The sequence below is a fragment of the Tsuneonella sp. HG222 genome (assembly GCF_053819185.1).
The window spans coordinates 1,176,292-1,195,309 of record NZ_JBSOQZ010000001.1; the positions used below are offsets into that span (position 1 = coordinate 1,176,292).

Below are 19,018 nucleotides of genomic sequence, written 5' to 3' on the forward strand. Positions count from 1 at the left end.
GCCGCTCATGCCACGGCAGGGGTAAACGATCGGCAAGCCCGTGCGCGGCTCACCGCACCCAGTCCAGGCCGATCTCCTCGTAGATCTCGCGGCTTTCGGACCAGTTCTCGTCGACCTTCACGTGGAGGAACAGGTGGACAGTCTGGCCCAGAATTTCGGCGAGTTCGGCACGCGCGGCCTCGCCGATGGCCTTGATGCGGGCGCCGCGCTTGCCCAGCACGATCGACTTCTGGCTCTCGCGCCCGATGACGATCTGCTGGCGAATCTCGACGCTGCCGTCCTTGCGCTGGGTATAGCTCTCCGGCCGCACCGCGCTGTCATAGGGGAGTTCCTCGCGCAGCTGCTTGTAGAGCTGCTCGCGGGTGATCTCGGCCGCCATCAGGCGTTCGCTCGCGTCGGAAACCTGGTCTTCGGGATAATGCCACGGGCTGACGGGCATCAGGCCGGCGAGGTGCGCCTTGAGTTCGGGCACGCCGTCGCCGGTCAGCGCGGAGATGAAGAACACCTCGTCGAAAGCCACCTTGCCGGTCAGGTCCTGCGCCAGGACGAGCAACTCCTCCTTCACCGCCGCATCGACCTTGTTGAGCACCAGGATCTTGCGTTCGGGCCGGTGGGCCAGCGTTTCCAGCAGCGGGGCCAGTTCGTGGCGGCGCTGCTTGATCGGGTCGACCACCAGCAGGATCGCGTCGGCCGCCTCGGCGCCTTCCCAGGCCGCGCTGACCATCGCCCGGTCGAGCCGCCGCTTGGGCGCGAAGATGCCCGGCGTGTCGGCCAGGACGATCTGGGTATCGCCTTCCAGTGCGATGCCGAGCAGCCGGGCCCGCGTCGTCTGCGCCTTGGCGGACACGATCGCGACCTTCTGGCCGACGAGCGCATTGGTCAGCGTCGACTTGCCGGCGTTGGGCGCGCCGAGCACGGCGACGATTCCGCATTTCTGCGTGTCGGCAGTCATCCGAACCTCTCCATGAACTGGCGTGCTGCCTCGGTCTCGGCATCCTGCTTGCTGGTCGCCGTGGCCTCCACCGAGCCGACGTTGGGGACGCTCACGCGCACGGTGAAGCGGCTGGCGTGATCGGGGCCGGACCGGTCGACCACCTCGTATTCGGGGTGCCGGCGCTTGTTGCCCGCGGCCCATTCCTGCAGCGCGGACTTGGGGTGCTTCTCGCGCCCCGTGCCGCCGCGCATCGCGTCGGTCCACAGCAGGCGGATGACGTCGCGCGTGGCGTCGAACCCGGTCTCGATGAAATTCGCCCCGAGGAGCGATTCCATCACGTCGCACAGGATGTTCTCGCTGTCTTCCGCGCCGTCGTCGCGCGCCTGCTTGCCCAGCCTGAGGTGTGCGGGGAGGGCGATCTGGCGGGCGATCTCGGCGCAAGTCGTCCGGCTGACCAGCGCGTTGAGCCGCTGCGCCAGTTCGCCTTCGGCCCCGCCCACGTTGCGGAACAGCCACTCGGCGATCGTCAGGCCGAGGACCCTGTCGCCGAGGAACTCCAGCCGCTGGTAGTCGAAATCGGCATCGGTGCTGCCGTGGGTCAGCGCCTCCAGCCACAGCGCCTCGTCGCTGACGGTAAAGCCCAGGCTCTCGAGCCAGCCGCGGGTTTCGCCCAGCATGCGCTTGGGGGCGCGGCTCAAAGGCCGTCCCCGATGCGATCGCCGCGCGCTGCGGTGAACCACGAAACGGGGTTGAGCCAGCTTGCCGAGCCGTCGGTCGAGAAGGCGATCACCTGCGCCCGGCTCACCACATTGTCGAGCGGGACCAGGCCCACGCCGCCGCCGATCTGCGCGGGAAAACGGCTGTCCTGCGAATTGTCGCGGTTGTCGCCCATCAGGAACAGCATGCCCTCGGGCACCACCACCGGCTGCGTCGTGTCCTGCGCGGTGAGGCCGAAGTCGACCACGTCGTAGCTGACGCCGTTGGGCAGCGTTTCGCGGAATTGCGGGTAAGCGCAGACCGGCGTGCCGTCGCGTGCCGTGGCCTTGAAGCGGGGTTCGGCCTCGCAGGTGTTGTAGGGGCTGATCGGGCGCACGAAGTCCGCCACGGGCACCTTGGGCACCGGCTGCCCGTCGATATGCAGCACGCCGTTGACCATCTGGATGGTGTCGCCCGGCAGGCCGATGACGCGCTTGATGTAATCGGCGCGGTCCAGCGGATGCTTGAACACCACTACGTCGCCGCGTTCGGGCAGCGAACCGAACAGGCGCCCGTCGCCCAGCGGCAGGTCGATCGGCAGGCTGGCCCGCGAGTAGCCGTAGGGCCACTTCGCGGTGAACAGGTAGTCGCCCACCATCAGCCGCGGCAGCATGGATTCGCTGGGGATCGAGAAGGTGCTGAAGATGAAGCTGCGGAATATCAGCACCGCGATGACCAGCTTGACCAGGAACCAGGCGAAGCTGCCCTCGTCCTTCTGGGCAGGAGGTGACTTGGCGGCGGGCTCGGCGGCGGCGTGAGCCTCGTTCACGAAAAAGCAGCCTTTGCTGGACGAAGTCGAAGCACTTTACATTGTCCTGAGGAAAATATCGGGGCCCTGGCACGGGCGCTGCAAACCGCGCTGTCGAAACGGAATTGCCGGTTCCCAATCATCGCCGGTTCGCCTAGCCCAAGACCCTGCCACTAGGAAAGGACTTCGATGCCGAGCGACCCTCATAGCGATGGCCGCGCCGCCGCCTGGGACCGACTCCGGCAGATCGCCCCGCGCCGGTTGACCGATCTGTTCGCGGCCGATGCAGACCGCGTGGGCAAGCTTTCGGGAAGGCTCGAATGGGGCGAAGGCGCCGCGCTGTTCGACTGGTCGAAGACCCACCTGGATGACGATCTGCTGACCGGGTTCGAGGCGCTGGCCGAAGCGGCGGACTTCGCCGGGCAGCGCGAAAGGCTGTTTGCCGGCGCCGTCGTCAACTCCAGCGAAGGGCGCGCGGCCGAGCACACCGCGCTGCGCGGCGTGGGCAAGGACACCAGCGTGGAGGAAGCGGCCGCGCTGCGCGAACGGATGCGCCTGCTGGTCGAGGCGATCCACGACGGCGCGCTGGGCGAAATCCGGCATTTGATCCACGTCGGCATCGGCGGTTCGGCGCTCGGCCCCGCGCTGGCGATCGATGCGCTGGCGCGCGACTTCCCCCGCTGCGACGTGCACGTGGTGTCGAACATCGACGGGCTGGCGCTGGAAGAGGCCTTCGCCAAATGCGATCCGCACACCACGCTGCTGGCGGTGGCGAGCAAGACCTTCACCACCATCGAGACGATGACCAACGCGGCCAGCGTGCTCACCTGGCTGGCGGAGCGGGGCGTGACCGATCCCTACGGCAAGGTCGTGGCGCTGACCGCCGCCCCGGACAAGGCGGTCGAGTGGGGCGTCGACGAGACGCGCATCCTGCCGTTCGCCGAAAGCGTCGGCGGGCGCTACTCGCTGTGGTCCAGCATCGGCTTTCCCATCGCCATGGCGATCGGCTGGGACGAGTTCGAAAGCCTGCTGGCTGGCGCTTCCGCGATCGACGAGCATTTCCGCGATACCGACGGGCGGGCCAACCTGCCGCTGCGCGCGGCCTTTGCCGACCTCCTCTACGCCCGGCTGCGCGGCGCCGAGACCCGCGCGGTCTTCGCCTACGACGAACGGCTGCGGCTGCTCCCGGACTACCTGCAGCAGCTCGAGATGGAATCGAACGGCAAGTTGGTGACCGCCGCGGGCGATCCGGTCGACGGGCCGACCGCGCCGATCACCTGGGGCGGGGTGGGGACCGATGCCCAGCACGCGGTCTTCCAGTTACTCCACCAGGGGACGCACCTCGTCCCGGTCGAGTTCGTCGCCAGCGTCGCGCCGGGCGACGATCTGGACCCGGCGCATCACCGCATCCTGCTGCTCAACTGCCTGGCGCAGGGGGCCGCGCTGATGGCCGGACAGTCCAGCGAGGATCCCGCCCGCGCCTATCCCGGCAACCGGCCCAGCGCGACTATCCTGTGCGACGATATCGATTCCAGCACGCTGGGCGCGCTCATCGCTTTCCACGAACACCGCACCTTCGCCGCCGCCGTGCTGATAGGCATCAATCCGTTCGACCAGTTCGGCGTGGAACTGGGCAAGGCTATCGCCCGCAAGATCGAGGATGGCGCGGCGGATTTCGATCCCGGCACCATGGCGCTGCTGGCAGCGGCCGGGCTGGCGGACTGAGCGAAGCTTTCATTCCGCCAACAGACCGGTTCAGGCGCGGCCAAGCAGGGCACGCCTAGTTTCTGGCCATGAACATTCGCCGCCTCTCCACCATCGCCGCAGCCCTGTCCCTGGTGACATCGGGCGCCCTGCTCGCCGCCATGCCGCCCGCCCAGAACTGGGAGATCGGGCCGTGGGTGCGCGGCAAGAACTATTCGCAGGGGATGCCGGCCAATCCCGCGCCGGGGCCGGGCGGTTCGTTGCAGTTCGATTTCCCCCTTGCCGGGCAGGGCCAGGTTGACGCCCTGACCACCAATGTCGGTCCGCTCTCGGGCGCGCGGCAGATCGTCATGCGCTACCGTGTCGACGCCAGCCGCGGCGCGCGCCTCGTCCCGCACGAGACGCCCGGCGAGCAGGCGACGATCTCGCTCTATTTCCAGCAGGCCGGCGACACCTGGAGCGGGAAGGGCAAGTATGCCTCGTACCGCTGGTACGTGCCGGGCCATGCGGTCATCCCGCTGACCCCGGGCGAGCACACCGTGACGGTTGGCCTCGACGAACGGTGGACCAACGTCTTCGGCGTCGGCAACGATGCGGACCGGCAGGGCTATGCCGCCGCGCTCGCGCAGACCGCCAAGATCGGCGTCGCCTTCGGTTCAGTCGGCCGCCGCAGCCACGGCGTCTACGCGACCGCGCCCGCCCGCTTCACGCTGATCGATCTCGACATCCGGTAGGCGCCGCGCGCCCGAGGCGGCTGGATCAGCCGCCTTTGCGCGGCGCGTGAGCCGGCATGGGGGCGAGCAGGCCGAGCACCGGCAGCACGATCATCAGCCCGCCCGAGACGAGCAGCGCTGTGGCGACGTCCTGCCATTCGGCGAAATGCCCCCAGACCCACGATCCGAAGGCGATCCCGCCGAAGGTGACGGCGTTGGCCATGGCCACGATCCGGCCCACCACCTGGTGCGGTGACCAGATCTGTGCGGCGACCGAAAAGCCCGACAGGGCCTGGACCCAACCCGCGCCGCCGACCACGAGCAGGGCGAAGGACGGGCCCACGCCCGGACCTTGCGAGACCGCGATCATGCTGGCCCCGAAGACCATGCCCGCGCCGGCCGTGATCGCCTCCGCCGAGAAACGATTGCGGAACCAGGTCGCGCTCATGGCGCCGATCACGGCCCCCAGGCCGAGCGCCCCGTACATGCTGCCGAAGGTTTGCGGACCGCCGCCGAGCAGGCGGACGGCCACCAGCGGCATCAGCGCCCAGATCGCCGCGCCGGTGAAGGTGAAGGCGAACCCGCGCAGCAGGACCGTGCGCACTTCGCGCGTGGCGGCGGCCGCGCGCAGGCCTTCGTCTATCGTCCTTACCATCGACTTGCGCTCCGGCACGGCCTGCCCGGCGGGCTTCCAGCCGGCGAAGATCGCCAGCGTCAGCGCATAGCAGGCGGCATTGGCGACGAAGGCGGTGCCCGCGCCCGCGGCCGAGACGATGGCGCCGCCGATTCCGGGCCCGATCGTGCGCGCAGTGTTGAACACCAGGATGTTGAGCGCGACCGCTGCGGCAAGCTGCGCCGGCGGTACCGCGCCGCGAATGCTCGCGCCGACGGCCGGGCTGAACAGCGCCGTCCCGCTCGAGACCAGCGCGGTCAGGGCGACGATCGACCAGGCCTGGCTCCGCCCGCCGAACACCAGCGCCGCCAGGATCAGCGACAGCACCAGCATCGCGCCCTGCGCGGCAAGGACGATGCGGCGCCGGTCGTGCATGTCGGCCAGCGCGCCCGCGGGAAGCGCCAGCAGCAGCATCGGCAGCGTCACCGCGGTCTGCACCAGCGCCACCACGTCGGCCGGCTGGCCGGCGGCGGTGAGTTCCCAGGCTGCGGCGACCGAGAGGATGTAGTTGCCCAGATTGGCCAGCAGCACGCCTGCCATCAGCCGCGCGAACGGGCGATGGGCCAGCGGGCCGAAGGTGGTGGCGGACGTCACGGGCGCGCTGTTGCCGTATCGCGCGAGGTTGGCAAGCGGCGCGCGCACGGCCATATCGCGGGCCGCAACAGGAGCGATGCATGGCCTACGACTACGATCTGTTCACCATCGGGGCCGGCAGCGGTGGAGTGCGGGCGAGCCGAGTGGCGGCCGCTCACGGCGCGAAGGTCGCCGTGGCCGAGGAATACCGGATCGGCGGGACCTGCGTCATCCGCGGCTGCGTGCCCAAGAAGATGCTCGTCTACGGCGCCCATTTCGCCGAGGACCTGAAGGACGCGCAGGCGTTCGGCTGGAACACCGGCGCCTGCTCCTTCGACTGGATCACCCTGCGCGACAACGTGCTGAAGGACGTCGACCGGCTGAACGGCCTCTATCGCAACACGCTGGAGAGCCATTCGGTCGAGATCGTCGAGCAGCGCGCGACGGTCACCGGGCCGCACGAGGTCACTCTAACCGACGGCACCGTGAAGACCGCAAAGTACATCCTCGTCGCCGTCGGTGCGCGCCCGCACGTGCCCGACTGCCCCGGCCACACCCACGGCATCACCAGCAACGAGGCGTTCCATCTCGACGCCATTCCCAAGCGCGTGCTGATCAGCGGCGCGGGATACATCGCCAACGAGTTCGCCGGCATCTTCAACGAGTTCGGCAGCGCGGTGACGATCATCAACCGGTCCGATTCGCTGCTGCGCGGCTACGATCACTCGATGCGCGATCGCTTGCTGCAGATCAGCATAATGAAGGGCATCCAGTTCCGCTTCAACGCCGAGTTCCGCGGCATCAAGAAGCAGGATGACGGCAGCCTTCTGGTCTCGATGACCAACCACGACGACCTTGAGGTCGACTGCGTGATGTTCGCGACCGGCCGCGTGCCCAATACCGAGGGGATGGGCTTGGAAGAGGTCGGCGTCGAGCTGACCGAGCGCGGCGCCGTCAAGGTCGACGAGCGGTCCAGGTCGACGGTCGACAGCATTTACGCCGTGGGCGACGTGACCGACCGAGTGCAGCTGACCCCGGTGGCCATCCGCGAAGGCCAGGCATTCGCCGACACCGTGTTCGGCGGGATGGAAAAGACGGTCAACTACGACTGCATCCCCAGCGCCGTGTTCAGCCATCCGCCCATCGCCGGGGTCGGCATGACCGAGAGCGAGGCGCGCAACGCGCTGGGCACGGTTAAGGTCTACCAGTCGGACTTCCGGCCGATGAAGAACGTGCTTGCCGGGCGCAACGAGCGCAGCCTCTACAAGATGATCTGCGACGCCTCGACCGACCGGATCGTGGGCATTCACATGATCGGGCCCGAGGCGCCCGAGATCATGCAGGCGGCCGCCGTGGCGGTGAAGGCCGGGCTGACCAAGCAGGCGTTCGACGACACCGTGGCGATCCATCCGACGATGGCCGAAGAGCTGGTGCTGATGAAGTAGGCTTGCCGCCCATGGCCCGCCCGGTTACCGCCGCACGATAGTCGCAACTGAAACCGAAGGGACCCGCGCTTGTCGGCCAACATCGCAGAGCTCGAACGCCGCCGCGCCGGAGCGCGCATGGGCGGCGGCGAAGCGCGGATCGCCGCGCAGCACGCCAAGGGCAAGCTGACCGCGCGCGAGCGGCTAGAAGTGCTGCTCGACGAAGGCTCCTTCGAGGAGCTCGACATGTACGTCGAGCACAACGCGGTCGATTTCGGCATGGCGGGGCAGACCGTCCCGGGCGACGGCGTCGTCACCGGCAGCGGCACCGTCAACGGGCGGCTGGTCTACGTCTATTCGCAGGATTTCACCGTGTTCGGCGGCTCGCTGTCCGAACGGCACGCACAGAAGATCTGCAAGATCATGGACAAGGCGATGAAGGCCGGCGTCCCCATCATCGGCCTCAACGACAGTGGCGGCGCGCGCATCCAGGAAGGCGTCGCCAGCCTTGCCGGCTATACCGAGGTGTTCCAGCGCAACGTGCTGGCGTCGGGCGTGGTGCCGCAGCTTTCGCTCATCATGGGGCCGTGCGCGGGCGGGGCGGTCTACTCGCCGGCAATGACCGACTTCATCTTCATGGTGAAGGACAGCTCGTACATGTTCGTCACCGGGCCCGAGGTGGTCAAGACCGTGACCAACGAGACCGTGACGCAGGAGGAACTGGGCGGCGCGGTTGTCCATACGACCAGGACCAGCGTGGCCGATTGCGCGTTCGAGAACGACATCGAGACGCTGCTCGCCGCGCGCGAGTTCATCTCGCTGCTGCCGAGCGACAACCGCAGCGGCGTGCCCGAAGTGCCGACAGCCGACCCTTGGGACCGGATCGAGGACAGCCTCGACACGCTGGTGCCGGCCAACGCCAACCAGCCCTACGACATGCACGAACTGGTGCGGAAGGTGCTCGACGAGGGCGAGTTCTTCGAGATCGCGCCGAACCACGCGGCCAATATCATCTGCGGCTTCGGCCGGGTCGAGGGGCGCACGGTGGGCGTGGTCGCCAACCAGCCGATGGTGCTGGCCGGCGTGCTCGACATCAATGCCAGTCGCAAGGCCGCGCGCTTCGTGCGCTTCTGCGACGCATTCGAGATCCCGATCGTGACCTTCGTCGACGTGCCCGGCTTCCTTCCGGGAACCGCGCAGGAGCACGGCGGGATCATCAAGCACGGCGCCAAGCTGCTGTTCGCCTATGCCGAGGCGACCGTGCCCAAGATCACAGTGATCACCCGCAAGGCCTACGGCGGCGCCTACTGCGTCATGTCGTCGAGCCACCTGCGCGGCGACCTCAATTATGCCTGGCCGACCGCCGAGATCGCCGTGATGGGCGCCAAGGGCGCGGTTGAGATCATCTTCCGCTCCGAACGCGACGACCCTGAAAAGATCGCCGAGAAAACGAAAGAATACGAAGACCGCTTCGCCAACCCCTTCGTGGCCGCGAGCAAGGGCTTCATCGACGAGGTGATCTACCCGCACTCAACGCGCCGGCGGATCGCGCTTGGACTACGCAAGCTCCGCGGGAAGAAGCTGGAGAACCCCTGGAAGAAGCACGATAATCTGCCTTTATAGCTATCTCGCTCTCGGTGGATGTAAACGCACGGGCTGCGGATGATCGGCACCGACGGGGGGTGCTGAGAAACAGGCCCTGAAACTAGTTAAGGGTGACGGGGTTTCTTGGGGATGGGCCGCACTATCCTCACCATCGGCTACGAATCCGCCACGCAGCCTGCGCTCGTCTCGGCGCTGGTGGAGGCGGGGGTCGAGGTGCTGGCGGACGTTCGCTACCTGCCGCTCTCGCGCCGCCCGGGGTTTTCCAAGAACTCGCTCAAGGCCGCGGTCGAGGAGGCGGGGATCGCCTATCGCCACTTCCGCGATGTCGGCACGCCCAAGGAGGGGCGCGAGGCGGCGCGCAAGGGCGATCGCGAGGGTTTGCGGCGCAGCTACATGGGCCAGCTCGAATTGCCGCAGGCGATGGCCGCGATGGCCGAACTGCGCGCGCTGGCTGAACAGAAGCGTACCTGCCTGCTGTGCTTCTGCCGCGACTACGACAAATGTCACCGCTCGCTGCTGTTCGACGAATTGTTCGCGGATTTCGAACGGATCGACCTGGTCCCCGGGGTGCTCGACCGCGCTAATTGACAAATTCCTGTCCTGAGGAATAAGCTCCCGCCCACAATATCCGGGAGTGTGAATCATGCGTTTCGTTCTGTCAGCCGCCGCGTTCGGCGCACTTGCCGCCGCCTCCGTCATGCCTGTGGCCGCTCCGGCGCAGGCGCAGGAAGCCGCCGCGCATTACTCGGTCAGCCAGACCAAGGTCGGCAAGCTGCTCGACGATCCGGCCGCCGCCGCGATCCTCAAGAAGCTGATCCCCACGGTCTATGCCAACGAGATGTTCCAGAGCATGGGCCGCGACCTGACGCTGAAGGACATCCAGCAGTACGAGCCGGTCCCGCTGAGCGATGAAAATCTCGCCAAGATTCAGGCTGAATTCGACAAGATCCCCGCCAAGAACTGACCGTGTCAGTGCGCCTGTAGTTCCTCGTCGAGGAATGCGGCGACGTCATCCAGCGGCACGGTCCTGTCGAGGAACGCCTCGCCGATGCCGCGCAGCAGGATGAAGGGCAGGGTGCCCGCGTCCATCTTCTTGTCGTGCAGCATGTGCGCGACGAGCCGCGCGCCGTCGGCGGCCATGCCCAGGGCGGCGATCTCGCTCGGCAGTCCGGCGGCGTCGATCGCGGCGGTGATCCGTTCGGCGTCCTCGTCGGCGATCAAGCCACGCCTGGCGGAGTAGCGCGCGGCCAGGACCATGCCCAGTGCCACGCCTTCGCCGTGCAGCAAGGTGTCGGAAAAACCGGTCTCCGCCTCCAGCGCATGGCCGAAGGTGTGGCCCAGGTTGAGCAGCGCGCGTGCGCCGGTCGTCTCGCGCTCGTCCTCGGCCACGATGCGGGCCTTGGCCGCCACGCTGGCGACCACCGCCCGCTGGCGCGCCGCGCGGTCCCCTGCGATCACCGCCGGTCCATGCGCCTCGCACCAGTCGAAGAACGCGCGGTCGCCGAGAATGCCGTATTTGATCACCTCGGCATACCCGCAGCGCAGTTCGCGGTCCGGCAGGGTCTCCAGCGTGTCGAGATCCGCCAGCACCAGGCCGGGCTGGTGGAAGGCGCCGACGAGGTTCTTGCCGGCGCCGGTGTTGATCGCTGTCTTGCCGCCGACCGAGCTGTCGACCTGCGCCAGCAAGCTGGTGGGCAACTGGATGAAGCCGCAGCCGCGCTTGAGGATCGCCGCGGCGAAGCCGGTCAGGTCGCCGATCACCCCGCCGCCGAGTGCCAGCACGTGGTCTCCCCGCTCGACCTCTTCGGCCAGCAGCCAGTCCATGCTGCGCTCGAGCCCTGCCCAGGACTTCGCACTTTCACCCGGGTCGAGCACCAGCCAGCGCGGTTCGAACCCGGCCAATTCAAGGCTTTGCTGCGCCGTTTCGCGCCAGCACGCAGCCACGTTCGCATCGGTGACGATGGGCACGCGCTTCTTGCGCAGCAGCGCGCCGCACTGCGCCGGCAGATCGGCCAGCAGGCCTTCCCCCACGCGCACCTCGTAAGCGCGGCCGGCAAGTTCGACGCGGACTATTTCCATTCCCTGAGTGCCTGCAGAATGCGCCCCACGGTGTCGGCGTGCGGTCCCTTGCCGCTCGCCACGTGGATCGGCGCTTGCGAATAGAACGGCTCGCGGACCTGCCGCAGCCGGGTGAGAACTTCGCGCGGATTGCCGTCGCGCAGCAATGGGCGAGTGTCCTTGCGGCTGGTCCGCTCCACGAGCGTGTCGACGTCGCTGTCGAGCCACACGGCGATGCCCTTTGCCAGGATCAGGGCGCGCGTCTCGTCCTGCACGAAAGCGCCGCCGCCGGTGGCGATGACGGCCGGGCCGCCCCCCATCAGCCGGGCGATGACCCGGCGCTCGCCGTCGCGGAAATACTCCTCGCCGAACTGCTCGAAGATCTCGGAAATGCTCATCTGCGCCGCTTCGGCGATCTCGTCGTCCGCATCGGCGAAGGGCAGGCCCAGCAGGGTTGCCAGCTTGCGCCCCACGGTGGACTTGCCGACGCCCATCATCCCGACCAGCACGACCGGCCGGTCGAGGCGGGCGGCAAGCGCCTTTATGTCCGCGTCGCTGAGGGAAGCCGTGTCCAAGGTCATTGCCGCCTGCGCTATCTGCCTCTAGACGGCGGCGCAAGGATTGCCGGATGGGACGCAAGCGTATCTTGACCTTGATCGGAGCTGTGGTGGTCGGTGTTCTGGCGTTCGCCTGGATCGATGGCGGGCGCGAGGAACAGCGCCTGATCGAGCAGCCGATAGACCTGCCGGAGGCCGCGCGATGAGGCGGGCTCACTGGCTTGCCGGCGCAGCGCTGGTGCTGTCGTCCAGCCTGGCGCTGGCGAGCCCCGAATCGCTGCTGCCCCCGGTGTTCGACGAGCCTGCACCGACCCCGGCGCCGCGCCCCGCGCCTAGCCAGCGGCCCGCGACTCCCGCGCCCGGTCCCGCCCCGCAGAGCACCTCGGCGCCGGTGGTCCAGCCGATCCCCGGCGGTGGCGGCGCGTCCGCCAGCACTGCGCGGCCGGACTTCCCGAGCACCGTGCCCAATCGCCTGCCGAGCATCGCCGAACTCGAGCGGATGGACGCGGACGAGCTGGACGAACTGTTCGGCCTGAAATCCAAATTCGACATTCCGCCCGCCGCCCGCCGCGCCCTGTCGCAGGTCGGCGTGCTCGGCGTCCAGGACGGCGGATTTTCCTCCGGTTCGCTCGCGGGGCAGCCGGCTTCGCTGGTCCGCGCGGCGCTTGCGGGCAACCGCGGGCCGGTCGTGTCGCGCTGGGGCCACATCCTGCTACGCCGGGCGCTGGCCAGCCGGCTCGATGCGCCCGCAGGCATGGACCCGGTGGAGTTTGCCGCCCAGCGCGCCGCGCTGCTCAACCGCATGGGTGAGCCGCTGGTGGCGCGCTCGCTGGTGCAGGACGTCGATTCGGCGAATTACAGCGGGGCGCTCGCCTCGGCCGCGTTCGATGCCTACCTCGCCACGGGCGACCTCGTCGGCATGTGTCCGGTCGCGCTGCTGAAGGGCGACCTGCGCGAAGACGGGCAATGGGTCATGCTTCGCGCCATCTGCACCGCCTTCGACGGCGACACGCGCGTGGCGGAACGCGAACTCAATCGCGCGCTCTATCGCGGCACCGCGCCGCGCATCGACGTCCTGCTGGCGCAGCGTTTCGCCGGCGCGGCGGGCGAGGGGCGCAAGGCGGTCAACATCGAGTGGGACGGGGTCGACGAGCTCAATCCCTGGCGCATGTCGCTTGCCCGGGCGCTCGGGGTCGAGATTCCGCAGGGCCTGCTGTCCGGCGCCGACAGTGCGCTGGCCCGCAACGATGCCATCATTCCGGCAACGCCCCTGGTGCAGCGGGCGACGGCGGCGGATATTGCCGCGGGGCAGGGTATCCTGTCGGCCCAGGCGATGGTCGACCTCTATTCGCAGATCCTGGCCGACCCGGATATCGAGGGCGAGGTGAAGGACCGCGCCACGACGCTGCGCAATGCCTACATCGCCGCATCGGCCGCCGATCGCCTCGGCGCGATCCGCTCGCTGTGGGGCGGCGAACCCGATTTCGGCCGCCAGGTGCTGACCGCCTATGCGGCCGCGCGACTGCCGGTGGACGCCGATCTGGTCGACGATCCGGCTTCGGTCATCGCCTCGATGCTCGCCGCCGGGCTCGACCGCAACGCGATGCGCTGGGGATCGGCGGTTAACGAAGGCAGCACCGGATGGGCCCTGCTGGCGCTGGCCCAGCCGGACCGCACGACCGCGGTCGACAGCGGCGCGGTGGGCGATTTCGCCGACGACGACGGCAGCCCGGAGAAGCGCAAGGCGCGGTTCCTGATCGCCGGCCTTGCCGCGCTCGGCAGGCTCGATGCCGACGATGCGCAGTCGGCGGCATCGGACCTCGGCTTCAACCTCACGCGCCAGAGCCGCTGGAGCGCGGCCATCGACAAGGCGGGCGAGTACCGCAACCAGACGCTGGTCGCCCTGCTCGCCGGAGTCGGAATGCAGGGCAGCGGATGGGACAAGATGACCCCGCGCCACCTGTTCCACATCGTGCGCGCGCTCGACCGGGCGGGCCTCTCCGCCGAAGCCAGGATGATCGCCGCCGAGGCGGTGGCGCGAGGCTGACATCGGCCGGCATATCGACGCCTTCCTCGCCATGCTGGCGGCGGAGCGCGGGGCGGCGGTCAACACGCTTTCGGCCTATCGCCGCGATCTGGAAGGTGCCGAAGCGATCGTCGGCGATCTTGCCGCCGCCGATCGCATCGCGCTGGGCAGGCTGGCCGCGGCCTGGGCGCCGCTCGCCCCCGCCAGCGTAGCGCGCAAGGCCTCCGCCCTGCGGCAGTTCTACGGCTTCCTTGTCGACGAGGGGGAGCGCGAGGACGATCCCAGCCCAGCCTTGCCGCGCCCGGCCACGCGCCGCCCGCTGCCCAAGATCCTCTCGCACGATCAGGTCGCGGCGCTGTTCACCCAGGCAGAGCTCGAGGCTGGAAGCGGCAGTCCCGAAGCGCTGCGCCTGCTGGCGCTGCTGGAGCTGCTCTACGGCTCGGGCTTGCGGGCGACCGAGCTGGTGTCGCTGCCGGTCTCGTCGGTCCCGCGCGACGCGCCGTTCCTCACGGTCACGGGGAAGGGCGGGCAGCAGCGCATGGTCCCGGTCTCCGGCCGGGCGAAGCAGGCGCTGGGCCGCTGGCTTGCCGTGCGCGAGCCGGGCGGCAAGTTCCTCTTCCCCTCGCGCGGGAAGCACCTGTCGCGAGTACGCCTGTACCAGATGCTCAAGGACCTGGCCGTGCGCGCCGGTCTCGACCCGGCCAGGCTCAGCCCGCACGTGCTGCGCCATGCCTTTGCCACGCACCTGCTCGAAGGCGGCGCCGACCTGCGAGTGCTGCAGACGCTGCTCGGCCATGCCGACATCGCCACGACGCAGATATACACCCACGTCGATGCGTCACGGCTCGTGGCACTGGTCAACGAACGGCATCCCCTTGCCGAACGGCGCCGGGCAGACTAGCGCCGCGCCATGGTTTCCTATCTCGAATTCGAGAAGCCCGTCGCCGCCCTCGAAGCCCGCATAGCCGAACTTCGCGCAGCCAACGAAGGCGTCGATGTCGACATCGGCGACGAGATCGAGCGGCTCGAGAAGAAGAGCGCCGATCTGCTGGCCAGCACCTACAAGGCGCTGACGCCGTGGCAGAAGACGCAGGTGGCGCGCCATGCGGCGCGGCCGCATTTCAAGGACTGGGTCGAGCTGATGTTCGACGAGTTCGTGCCGCTCGGCGGCGATCGCCATTATGGCGAGGACCAGGCGATCGTGGGCGGCTTCGCCACGCTCAAGAGCGGGCGCAAGGTCGTCCTCATCGGTCACGAGAAGGGGCACGACACCGAAAGCCGCATCCGGCACAATTTCGGCATGGGCAAGCCCGAGGGCTATCGCAAGGCGATCCGGCTGATGGATCTTGCGGGGCGGTTCGGCCTGCCGGTGGTGACCCTGGTCGACACCTCGGGTGCGTTTCCCGGGATCGAGGCGGAGGAACGCGGCCAGGCGGAAGCGATCGCCCGTTCGACCGAGGCCTGCCTGGCGCTGCCGGTGCCGATGGTAGCGACGATCGTGGGCGAGGGCGGTTCGGGCGGCGCGGTCGCGCTGGCGAGCGCCGAGCGCGTGCTGATGCTCGAACACGCGGTCTATTCGGTGATCTCGCCCGAAGGCTGCGCGTCGATCCTGTGGCGCACGGCGGAAAAGGCTCCGCAGGCGGCCGAAGCCATGAAGATGACCGCGCAGGATCTGATCGAGCTGGGTGTGATCGACCGCATCGTGAAGGAGCCGTCCGGCGGCGCCCACCGCGACCGGATCGCGGCCGCTGCCGCGCTTGGCGAGGCGATCGAGCAGGAACTGGCCGCATTGTCGGGCAAGGGCGTCAAGGCCCTGCGGCGGATGCGGGAGGACCGTTTTCTCGGCATGGGCGAAAAGAAGTCCCGCCGCGACCGGCGGTCGGACGCGGGAACATAGGCTCCGAAAGCGGGTTTTCCCAAGCGACAAACAAGCGGCCCTGACGGGGAGCCGCGCGGTCGCTTGAGGAGCCCCACATGAAGAATTCCGTCCGCATGCACGCTGCCGTCCTGGTCGGCGCGGCGATCACCGTCGCCGGCTGCAGCACCACCGCCACCGCCCAGCGCGCCGGAGCGCCGATCTCCGCCGCCGAGGCGCAGCAGGGCGCACAGGCCCATCCGCAATTGCTCAACGAGTTCGGCGGGGCGATGACCGGCCCGCAGGCCGCCTATGTCGAGCAGATCGGCAAGAACATCGCCGTCCAGTCCGGCTTGGGCAACGCGCAGTCGGCATTCACCGTCAGCCTGCTCAACAGTTCGGTCAACAACGCATTCGCCGTGCCTGGCGGCTACGTCTACATCACCCGCCAGCTCGTCAATCTGATGAACAACGAGGCGGAGCTGGCCGGGGTGATGGGCCACGAAGTCGGCCACGTCGCCGCGCGCCACTCTGCCAAGCGCCAGTCGCGCGCACAGCGCAACCAGATCCTCGGCGTGCTGGGCCAGGTTCTCGCCGGCGCCGTGCTCGGCAACAGCGCGCTGGGCCAGCTCGGCCAGCAGATCGCGGGGACGGCCCCGCAGCTTGCCACGCTGAGCTATTCGCGCACCCAGGAAACCGAGGCCGACCGGCTGGGCATCAATTATCTCAAGGGCGCGGGCTACGATCCGCATGCGATGGCGAGCGTCCTGCGCAGCCTCGCGGCGCAGAACTCGCTCGATTCGCAGCTGATGGGCCGCCGGGACGCGACGATTCCCGAGTGGGCATCGACCCACCCCGATCCGGCGAGTCGCGTGGCCGCGGCCGACAAGTACGCGGGGACCGGCACCACAGGCGTCACCAACCGCGACACCTTCCTGACCCGTATCGACAACCTGATGTACGGCGACGATCCCAAGCAGGGGATCATCGAAGGCCAGCAGTTCATCCATCCGGATTACCGCCTGTCCTTCACCGCGCCCAACGGGTTCTACATGATGAACGGCGCCACGGCCGTGTCGATCAACGGCGATGCCGGCAAGGCGCAGCTTTCGACCGCCGCGTTCAACGGCAACCTGTCGAGCTACATTTCCGGCGTGTTCCAGTCGATCGGAGGTCAGCAGCAGACCCTGCAGCCGCAATCGATCCAGAACACCACCGTCAACGGCATTCCCGCAGCGGTCGGGACGGCACGGGTCAACAACGGCCAGCAGCAGGTCGACGTGGTGGTGTTCGCCTACCAGTTCTCGAACAACCAGGCGTTCCACTTCGCCGCCATCACGCCGGCCGGGCAGGGCGCGGTGTTCAACCCGATGTACCAGTCGATGCGGCGGATTTCGACCGCTGAGGCCTCCCAGGTCGTACCGCGCCGTATCGATGTCGTCACCGCCGGACGCAACGACACCGTCCAGTCGCTGGCCGGGCGGATGGCCTTTAGCGACAACCAGGAAGCGCGCTTCCGCGTGCTGAACGGGCTGTGGAACAATGCCCCGGTGGTCGCCGGGCAGAAGTACAAGATCGTGGTGCGCACCAGCAGCTGAGCCGGCCGCGCAGGCAAAAGCAAAGGGGCGGCAGGTTTCCCTGCCGCCCCTTCGTTTGTTTGCCGTGAGGCGTGGTCTATTAGACCGAGCCGCTCATCGCGGTCGTGACGTCGTTGAACGTCGTCGAGAGCTGGTTGCCCAGGCCCTGCATGGCGGTGATCGCGGCGACGGCGATCAGAGCAGCAATCAGGCCGTATTCGATGGCGGTGGCGCCAGCTTCATCGCGAAGCAGGTTCTTGAAAAACTTCATGGTCAGTCTCCTGGTTTTGTCTTCGTACCCGGCTCGACCCCCTGTCATTGTCGGATCAAGCAGAATTCCGGATAAAGATGAGAGGTTGAGAAAATCCTAATAGGCTGGTCGACGCGAACTATGCCGCGCCGGACGCGATCAGACCGCGCCCGACATGGCCGTGACGGAAGTGCTCGACACACGATTGAACAGGGAGGAATCCTCGTCGCCGAGCGCGATGACCGCGCCGATGAGTGAAAGAAACACCAGGCCCATGATCAGGGCATATTCAACGGATGTCGCACCCTTCTCGTCACGAGAAATACGGCTCAGCAATTCAAAGGTATTCATGGCTCATGATCCCCCGATCTTCGTGCCGTCCGACCTGATTGGCAGAACAGGCTTAAGAAAAGGTTCGCATGATGGTGCCCTTTGCAAAATAAACCGACAGCCCTGCTGGTCGTCGCAGCCGCGATAAGGGACCGGGAGGGGCGCTTGCTGCTGCAACAACGGCCCGCACACAAGCATCACGGCGGGCTGTGGGAGTTTCCCGGCGGCAAGGTGGAAACGCAGGAAATTCCGCGACTTGCGCTGGTGCGCGAGATCGCCGAGGAGCTCGGCCTGGCGCTCGATGCGCAGGCGATGCGACCCCTCGCCTTTGCCGACGACATGCGCGAAGGGGCGGCCGGCGGCATTGTCCTGCTTCTTTACGATTGCCCCGTCTGGGCCGGCGTGGCCCGGCCGCTCGAAGGGCAGTGCTTCGATTGGTACGCGATGCCACAGGCCGAAGCGCTCGACCTGGCGCCGATGGACCGCCGCCTCCTCGAAATCTTGTGCCGGTAGGGATTGCCAAGCTGACGGGCCCCCCTTATGTGGCGCCCTCCAAGCGCGCCCGTAGCTCAGCTGGATAGAGCACCAGACTACGAATCTGGGGGCCGGAGGTTCGAATCCTTCCGGGCGCGCCAATTCCTATCCGTATCGATCACTGTGTCCTGTTTCCCCAGCGGAACCGGCGGGGCCGCTGCCTGTTCATTGCTCGAAGCCAGCAGGAGCAGCAGAATGAACCCGTCGGATGACATTTTCGCCCGCCTCAAGGAAGATCACGACCAGCACCGCGACCTGCTCGCCCGGATCGCCAAGGCATCCGGCGACGAAGACGAGCGGCGCGACCTTTTCGAACGGTTCACGATCGAGGCCAAGGCCCACGCTTCGGCCGAGGAGCAGGCGCTCTATTCCACCACGATGCGCAAGCCCAAGCTGACCGACGACACGCGCCACTCGGTCGCCGAACACCACGAGATCGAGGAAATGCTCAACGATCTTGCCGCGACCGACATTGGCTCGGACGAGTGGCAGGACAAGTTCGAGAAACTCGACCACGATTTCCGCCATCACATCGACGAGGAAGAGGAAGAGCACTTCCCCGAATTCGCCAAGGTGTTGACCGACGAGGACCGCTCGCACATGCGTGCGGTGTTCGAACGGCGCAAGAAAGCCGAGGAAGCCGATGCCGAGGTGACCCCGGAAAAAATGGAAGACGCCAAGGAATAGATTTGGAAGCGGGG

At 67.8% G+C, this 19,018-nt stretch carries 21 protein-coding genes and 1 tRNA gene; 14 read left to right on the forward strand and 8 right to left on the reverse strand.

The window, feature by feature from the left end; genetic code table 11:
* Positions 1-49 precede the first annotated feature (49 nt).
* Genes era through lepB form a run of 3 tightly spaced genes read right to left on the reverse strand, consistent with a single transcriptional unit; the run spans position 50 to position 2,459 of the window.
* Complete coding sequence (gene era / locus ACWPMZ_RS05995) at positions 50-952, reverse strand: GTPase Era (RefSeq protein WP_455703095.1); 903 nt, start codon at positions 950-952, stop codon at positions 50-52.
* A complete protein-coding gene (gene rnc / locus ACWPMZ_RS06000; RefSeq protein ID WP_455704173.1) occupies positions 949-1,611 on the reverse strand; it encodes a ribonuclease III in 663 nt (220 codons plus the stop codon). Before rnc ends, era begins: the two co-directional genes overlap by 4 nt.
* Positions 1,612-1,628: 17 nt before the next feature.
* Positions 1,629-2,459, reverse strand: coding sequence for a signal peptidase I (gene lepB / locus ACWPMZ_RS06005; protein WP_455703096.1), 831 nt, complete (start codon positions 2,457-2,459; stop codon positions 1,629-1,631).
* A 168-nt stretch (positions 2,460-2,627) separates the two neighbouring features.
* Here lepB and pgi point away from each other — a divergent pair, with 168 nt between their 5' ends.
* Together pgi and ACWPMZ_RS06015 are read left to right on the forward strand one after the other, a co-directional pair.
* Entirely contained in the window at positions 2,628-4,163 is a 1,536-nt protein-coding gene (gene pgi / locus ACWPMZ_RS06010) for a glucose-6-phosphate isomerase (protein ID WP_455703097.1), read from the forward strand.
* A 68-nt stretch (positions 4,164-4,231) separates the two neighbouring features.
* On the forward strand, positions 4,232-4,876 hold the full coding sequence (locus ACWPMZ_RS06015) for a hypothetical protein (RefSeq protein WP_455703098.1): 645 nt from the start codon (positions 4,232-4,234) through the stop codon (positions 4,874-4,876).
* Between the two features lie 25 nt (positions 4,877-4,901).
* On the opposite strand, the gene ACWPMZ_RS06020 is transcribed toward ACWPMZ_RS06015, so the two are convergent.
* The gene (locus tag ACWPMZ_RS06020; protein ID WP_455703099.1) at positions 4,902-6,170 is read right to left on the reverse strand and encodes an MFS transporter; all 1,269 of its coding nucleotides are present in this window, start codon (positions 6,168-6,170) and stop codon (positions 4,902-4,904) included.
* A 32-nt stretch (positions 6,171-6,202) separates the two neighbouring features.
* On the opposite strand from ACWPMZ_RS06020, the gene gorA reads away from it, so the two are divergent.
* From gorA to ACWPMZ_RS06040, 4 genes are all read left to right on the forward strand, one after another.
* Positions 6,203-7,546 carry a glutathione-disulfide reductase gene (gene gorA / locus ACWPMZ_RS06025; protein WP_455703100.1) on the forward strand — a complete coding sequence of 448 codons (1,344 nt, stop codon included), beginning with the start codon at positions 6,203-6,205 and terminating at the stop codon, positions 7,544-7,546.
* A gap of 69 nt (positions 7,547-7,615) precedes the next feature.
* Complete coding sequence (locus ACWPMZ_RS06030; protein ID WP_455703101.1) at positions 7,616-9,148, forward strand: acyl-CoA carboxylase subunit beta; 1,533 nt, start codon at positions 7,616-7,618, stop codon at positions 9,146-9,148.
* Positions 9,149-9,259: 111 nt separating this feature from the next.
* Positions 9,260-9,718: a DUF488 domain-containing protein gene (locus tag ACWPMZ_RS06035; RefSeq protein ID WP_455703102.1), complete on the forward strand. Its 459-nt coding sequence runs from the start codon at positions 9,260-9,262 to the stop codon at positions 9,716-9,718.
* A 55-nt stretch (positions 9,719-9,773) separates the two neighbouring features.
* Complete coding sequence (locus tag ACWPMZ_RS06040) at positions 9,774-10,094, forward strand: hypothetical protein (RefSeq protein ID WP_455703103.1); 321 nt, start codon at positions 9,774-9,776, stop codon at positions 10,092-10,094.
* A 5-nt stretch (positions 10,095-10,099) separates the two neighbouring features.
* On the opposite strand, the gene aroB is transcribed toward ACWPMZ_RS06040, so the two are convergent.
* Entirely contained in the window at positions 10,100-11,209 is a 1,110-nt protein-coding gene (gene aroB / locus ACWPMZ_RS06045; protein WP_455703104.1) for a 3-dehydroquinate synthase, read from the reverse strand.
* On the reverse strand, positions 11,200-11,769 hold the full coding sequence (locus ACWPMZ_RS06050; protein WP_455703105.1) for a shikimate kinase: 570 nt from the start codon (positions 11,767-11,769) through the stop codon (positions 11,200-11,202). Before ACWPMZ_RS06050 ends, aroB begins: the two co-directional genes overlap by 10 nt.
* Before the next feature lie 47 nt (positions 11,770-11,816).
* Here ACWPMZ_RS06050 and ACWPMZ_RS06055 point away from each other — a divergent pair, with 47 nt between their 5' ends.
* From ACWPMZ_RS06055 to ACWPMZ_RS06075, 5 genes are all read left to right on the forward strand, one after another.
* Entirely contained in the window at positions 11,817-11,951 is a 135-nt protein-coding gene (locus ACWPMZ_RS06055) for a hypothetical protein (protein WP_455703106.1), read from the forward strand.
* Positions 11,948-13,792 carry a hypothetical protein gene (locus ACWPMZ_RS06060; RefSeq protein WP_455703107.1) on the forward strand — a complete coding sequence of 615 codons (1,845 nt, stop codon included), beginning with the start codon at positions 11,948-11,950 and terminating at the stop codon, positions 13,790-13,792. The genes ACWPMZ_RS06055 and ACWPMZ_RS06060 overlap by 4 nt, the downstream gene beginning before the upstream one ends.
* A 1-nt stretch (position 13,793) precedes the next feature.
* A complete protein-coding gene (locus ACWPMZ_RS06065; RefSeq protein WP_455704174.1) occupies positions 13,794-14,672 on the forward strand; it encodes a tyrosine recombinase in 879 nt (292 codons plus the stop codon).
* Positions 14,673-14,681: 9 nt separating this feature from the next.
* Positions 14,682-15,668, forward strand: a complete 987-nt coding sequence (locus ACWPMZ_RS06070) for an acetyl-CoA carboxylase carboxyltransferase subunit alpha (RefSeq protein WP_455703108.1) — start codon at positions 14,682-14,684, stop codon at positions 15,666-15,668.
* Between the two features lie 77 nt (positions 15,669-15,745).
* On the forward strand, positions 15,746-17,224 hold the full coding sequence (locus ACWPMZ_RS06075) for a M48 family metalloprotease (protein ID WP_455703109.1): 1,479 nt from the start codon (positions 15,746-15,748) through the stop codon (positions 17,222-17,224).
* Between the two features lie 79 nt (positions 17,225-17,303).
* On the opposite strand, the gene ACWPMZ_RS06080 is transcribed toward ACWPMZ_RS06075, so the two are convergent.
* Positions 17,304-17,474 carry a Flp family type IVb pilin gene (locus ACWPMZ_RS06080; RefSeq protein WP_455703110.1) on the reverse strand — a complete coding sequence of 57 codons (171 nt, stop codon included), beginning with the start codon at positions 17,472-17,474 and terminating at the stop codon, positions 17,304-17,306.
* Between the two features lie 138 nt (positions 17,475-17,612).
* Positions 17,613-17,804 (reverse strand): Flp family type IVb pilin, encoded by a 192-nt coding sequence (locus ACWPMZ_RS06085; protein ID WP_455703111.1) that lies wholly within the window; start codon positions 17,802-17,804, stop codon positions 17,613-17,615.
* Between the two features lie 81 nt (positions 17,805-17,885).
* Here ACWPMZ_RS06085 and ACWPMZ_RS06090 point away from each other — a divergent pair, with 81 nt between their 5' ends.
* From ACWPMZ_RS06090 to ACWPMZ_RS06100, 3 genes are all read left to right on the forward strand, one after another.
* Positions 17,886-18,296: a (deoxy)nucleoside triphosphate pyrophosphohydrolase gene (locus ACWPMZ_RS06090; RefSeq protein WP_455703112.1), complete on the forward strand. Its 411-nt coding sequence runs from the start codon at positions 17,886-17,888 to the stop codon at positions 18,294-18,296.
* Between the two features lie 45 nt (positions 18,297-18,341).
* Positions 18,342-18,418, forward strand: a tRNA-Arg gene (locus ACWPMZ_RS06095).
* A 94-nt stretch (positions 18,419-18,512) separates the two neighbouring features.
* Positions 18,513-19,004 carry a hemerythrin domain-containing protein gene (locus tag ACWPMZ_RS06100; protein WP_455703113.1) on the forward strand — a complete coding sequence of 164 codons (492 nt, stop codon included), beginning with the start codon at positions 18,513-18,515 and terminating at the stop codon, positions 19,002-19,004.
* The last annotated feature ends 14 nt before the right edge of the window (positions 19,005-19,018 follow it).

Bases quoted from the DNA above. Each gene is read 5' to 3' on its own strand.
- era (WP_455703095.1), bottom strand. From the start codon at position 952: ATGACTGCCGACACGCAGAAATGCGGAATCGTCGCCGTGCTCGGCGCG.
- rnc (WP_455704173.1), bottom strand. From the start codon at position 1,611: ATGCTGGGCGAAACCCGCGGCTGGCTCGAGAGCCTGGGCTTTACCGTC.
- pgi (WP_455703097.1), top strand. From the start codon at position 2,628: ATGCCGAGCGACCCTCATAGCGATGGCCGCGCCGCCGCCTGGGACCGA.
- ACWPMZ_RS06015 (WP_455703098.1), top strand. From the start codon at position 4,232: ATGAACATTCGCCGCCTCTCCACCATCGCCGCAGCCCTGTCCCTGGTG.
- gorA (WP_455703100.1), top strand. From the start codon at position 6,203: ATGGCCTACGACTACGATCTGTTCACCATCGGGGCCGGCAGCGGTGGA.
- ACWPMZ_RS06035 (WP_455703102.1), top strand. From the start codon at position 9,260: ATGGGCCGCACTATCCTCACCATCGGCTACGAATCCGCCACGCAGCCT.
- ACWPMZ_RS06040 (WP_455703103.1), top strand. From the start codon at position 9,774: ATGCGTTTCGTTCTGTCAGCCGCCGCGTTCGGCGCACTTGCCGCCGCC.
- aroB (WP_455703104.1), bottom strand. From the start codon at position 11,209: ATGGAAATAGTCCGCGTCGAACTTGCCGGCCGCGCTTACGAGGTGCGC.
- ACWPMZ_RS06050 (WP_455703105.1), bottom strand. From the start codon at position 11,769: ATGACCTTGGACACGGCTTCCCTCAGCGACGCGGACATAAAGGCGCTT.
- ACWPMZ_RS06055 (WP_455703106.1), top strand. From the start codon at position 11,817: ATGGGACGCAAGCGTATCTTGACCTTGATCGGAGCTGTGGTGGTCGGT.
- ACWPMZ_RS06060 (WP_455703107.1), top strand. From the start codon at position 11,948: ATGAGGCGGGCTCACTGGCTTGCCGGCGCAGCGCTGGTGCTGTCGTCC.
- ACWPMZ_RS06070 (WP_455703108.1), top strand. From the start codon at position 14,682: ATGGTTTCCTATCTCGAATTCGAGAAGCCCGTCGCCGCCCTCGAAGCC.
- ACWPMZ_RS06075 (WP_455703109.1), top strand. From the start codon at position 15,746: ATGAAGAATTCCGTCCGCATGCACGCTGCCGTCCTGGTCGGCGCGGCG.
- ACWPMZ_RS06080 (WP_455703110.1), bottom strand. From the start codon at position 17,474: ATGAAGTTTTTCAAGAACCTGCTTCGCGATGAAGCTGGCGCCACCGCC.
- ACWPMZ_RS06085 (WP_455703111.1), bottom strand. From the start codon at position 17,804: ATGAATACCTTTGAATTGCTGAGCCGTATTTCTCGTGACGAGAAGGGT.
- ACWPMZ_RS06100 (WP_455703113.1), top strand. From the start codon at position 18,513: ATGAACCCGTCGGATGACATTTTCGCCCGCCTCAAGGAAGATCACGAC.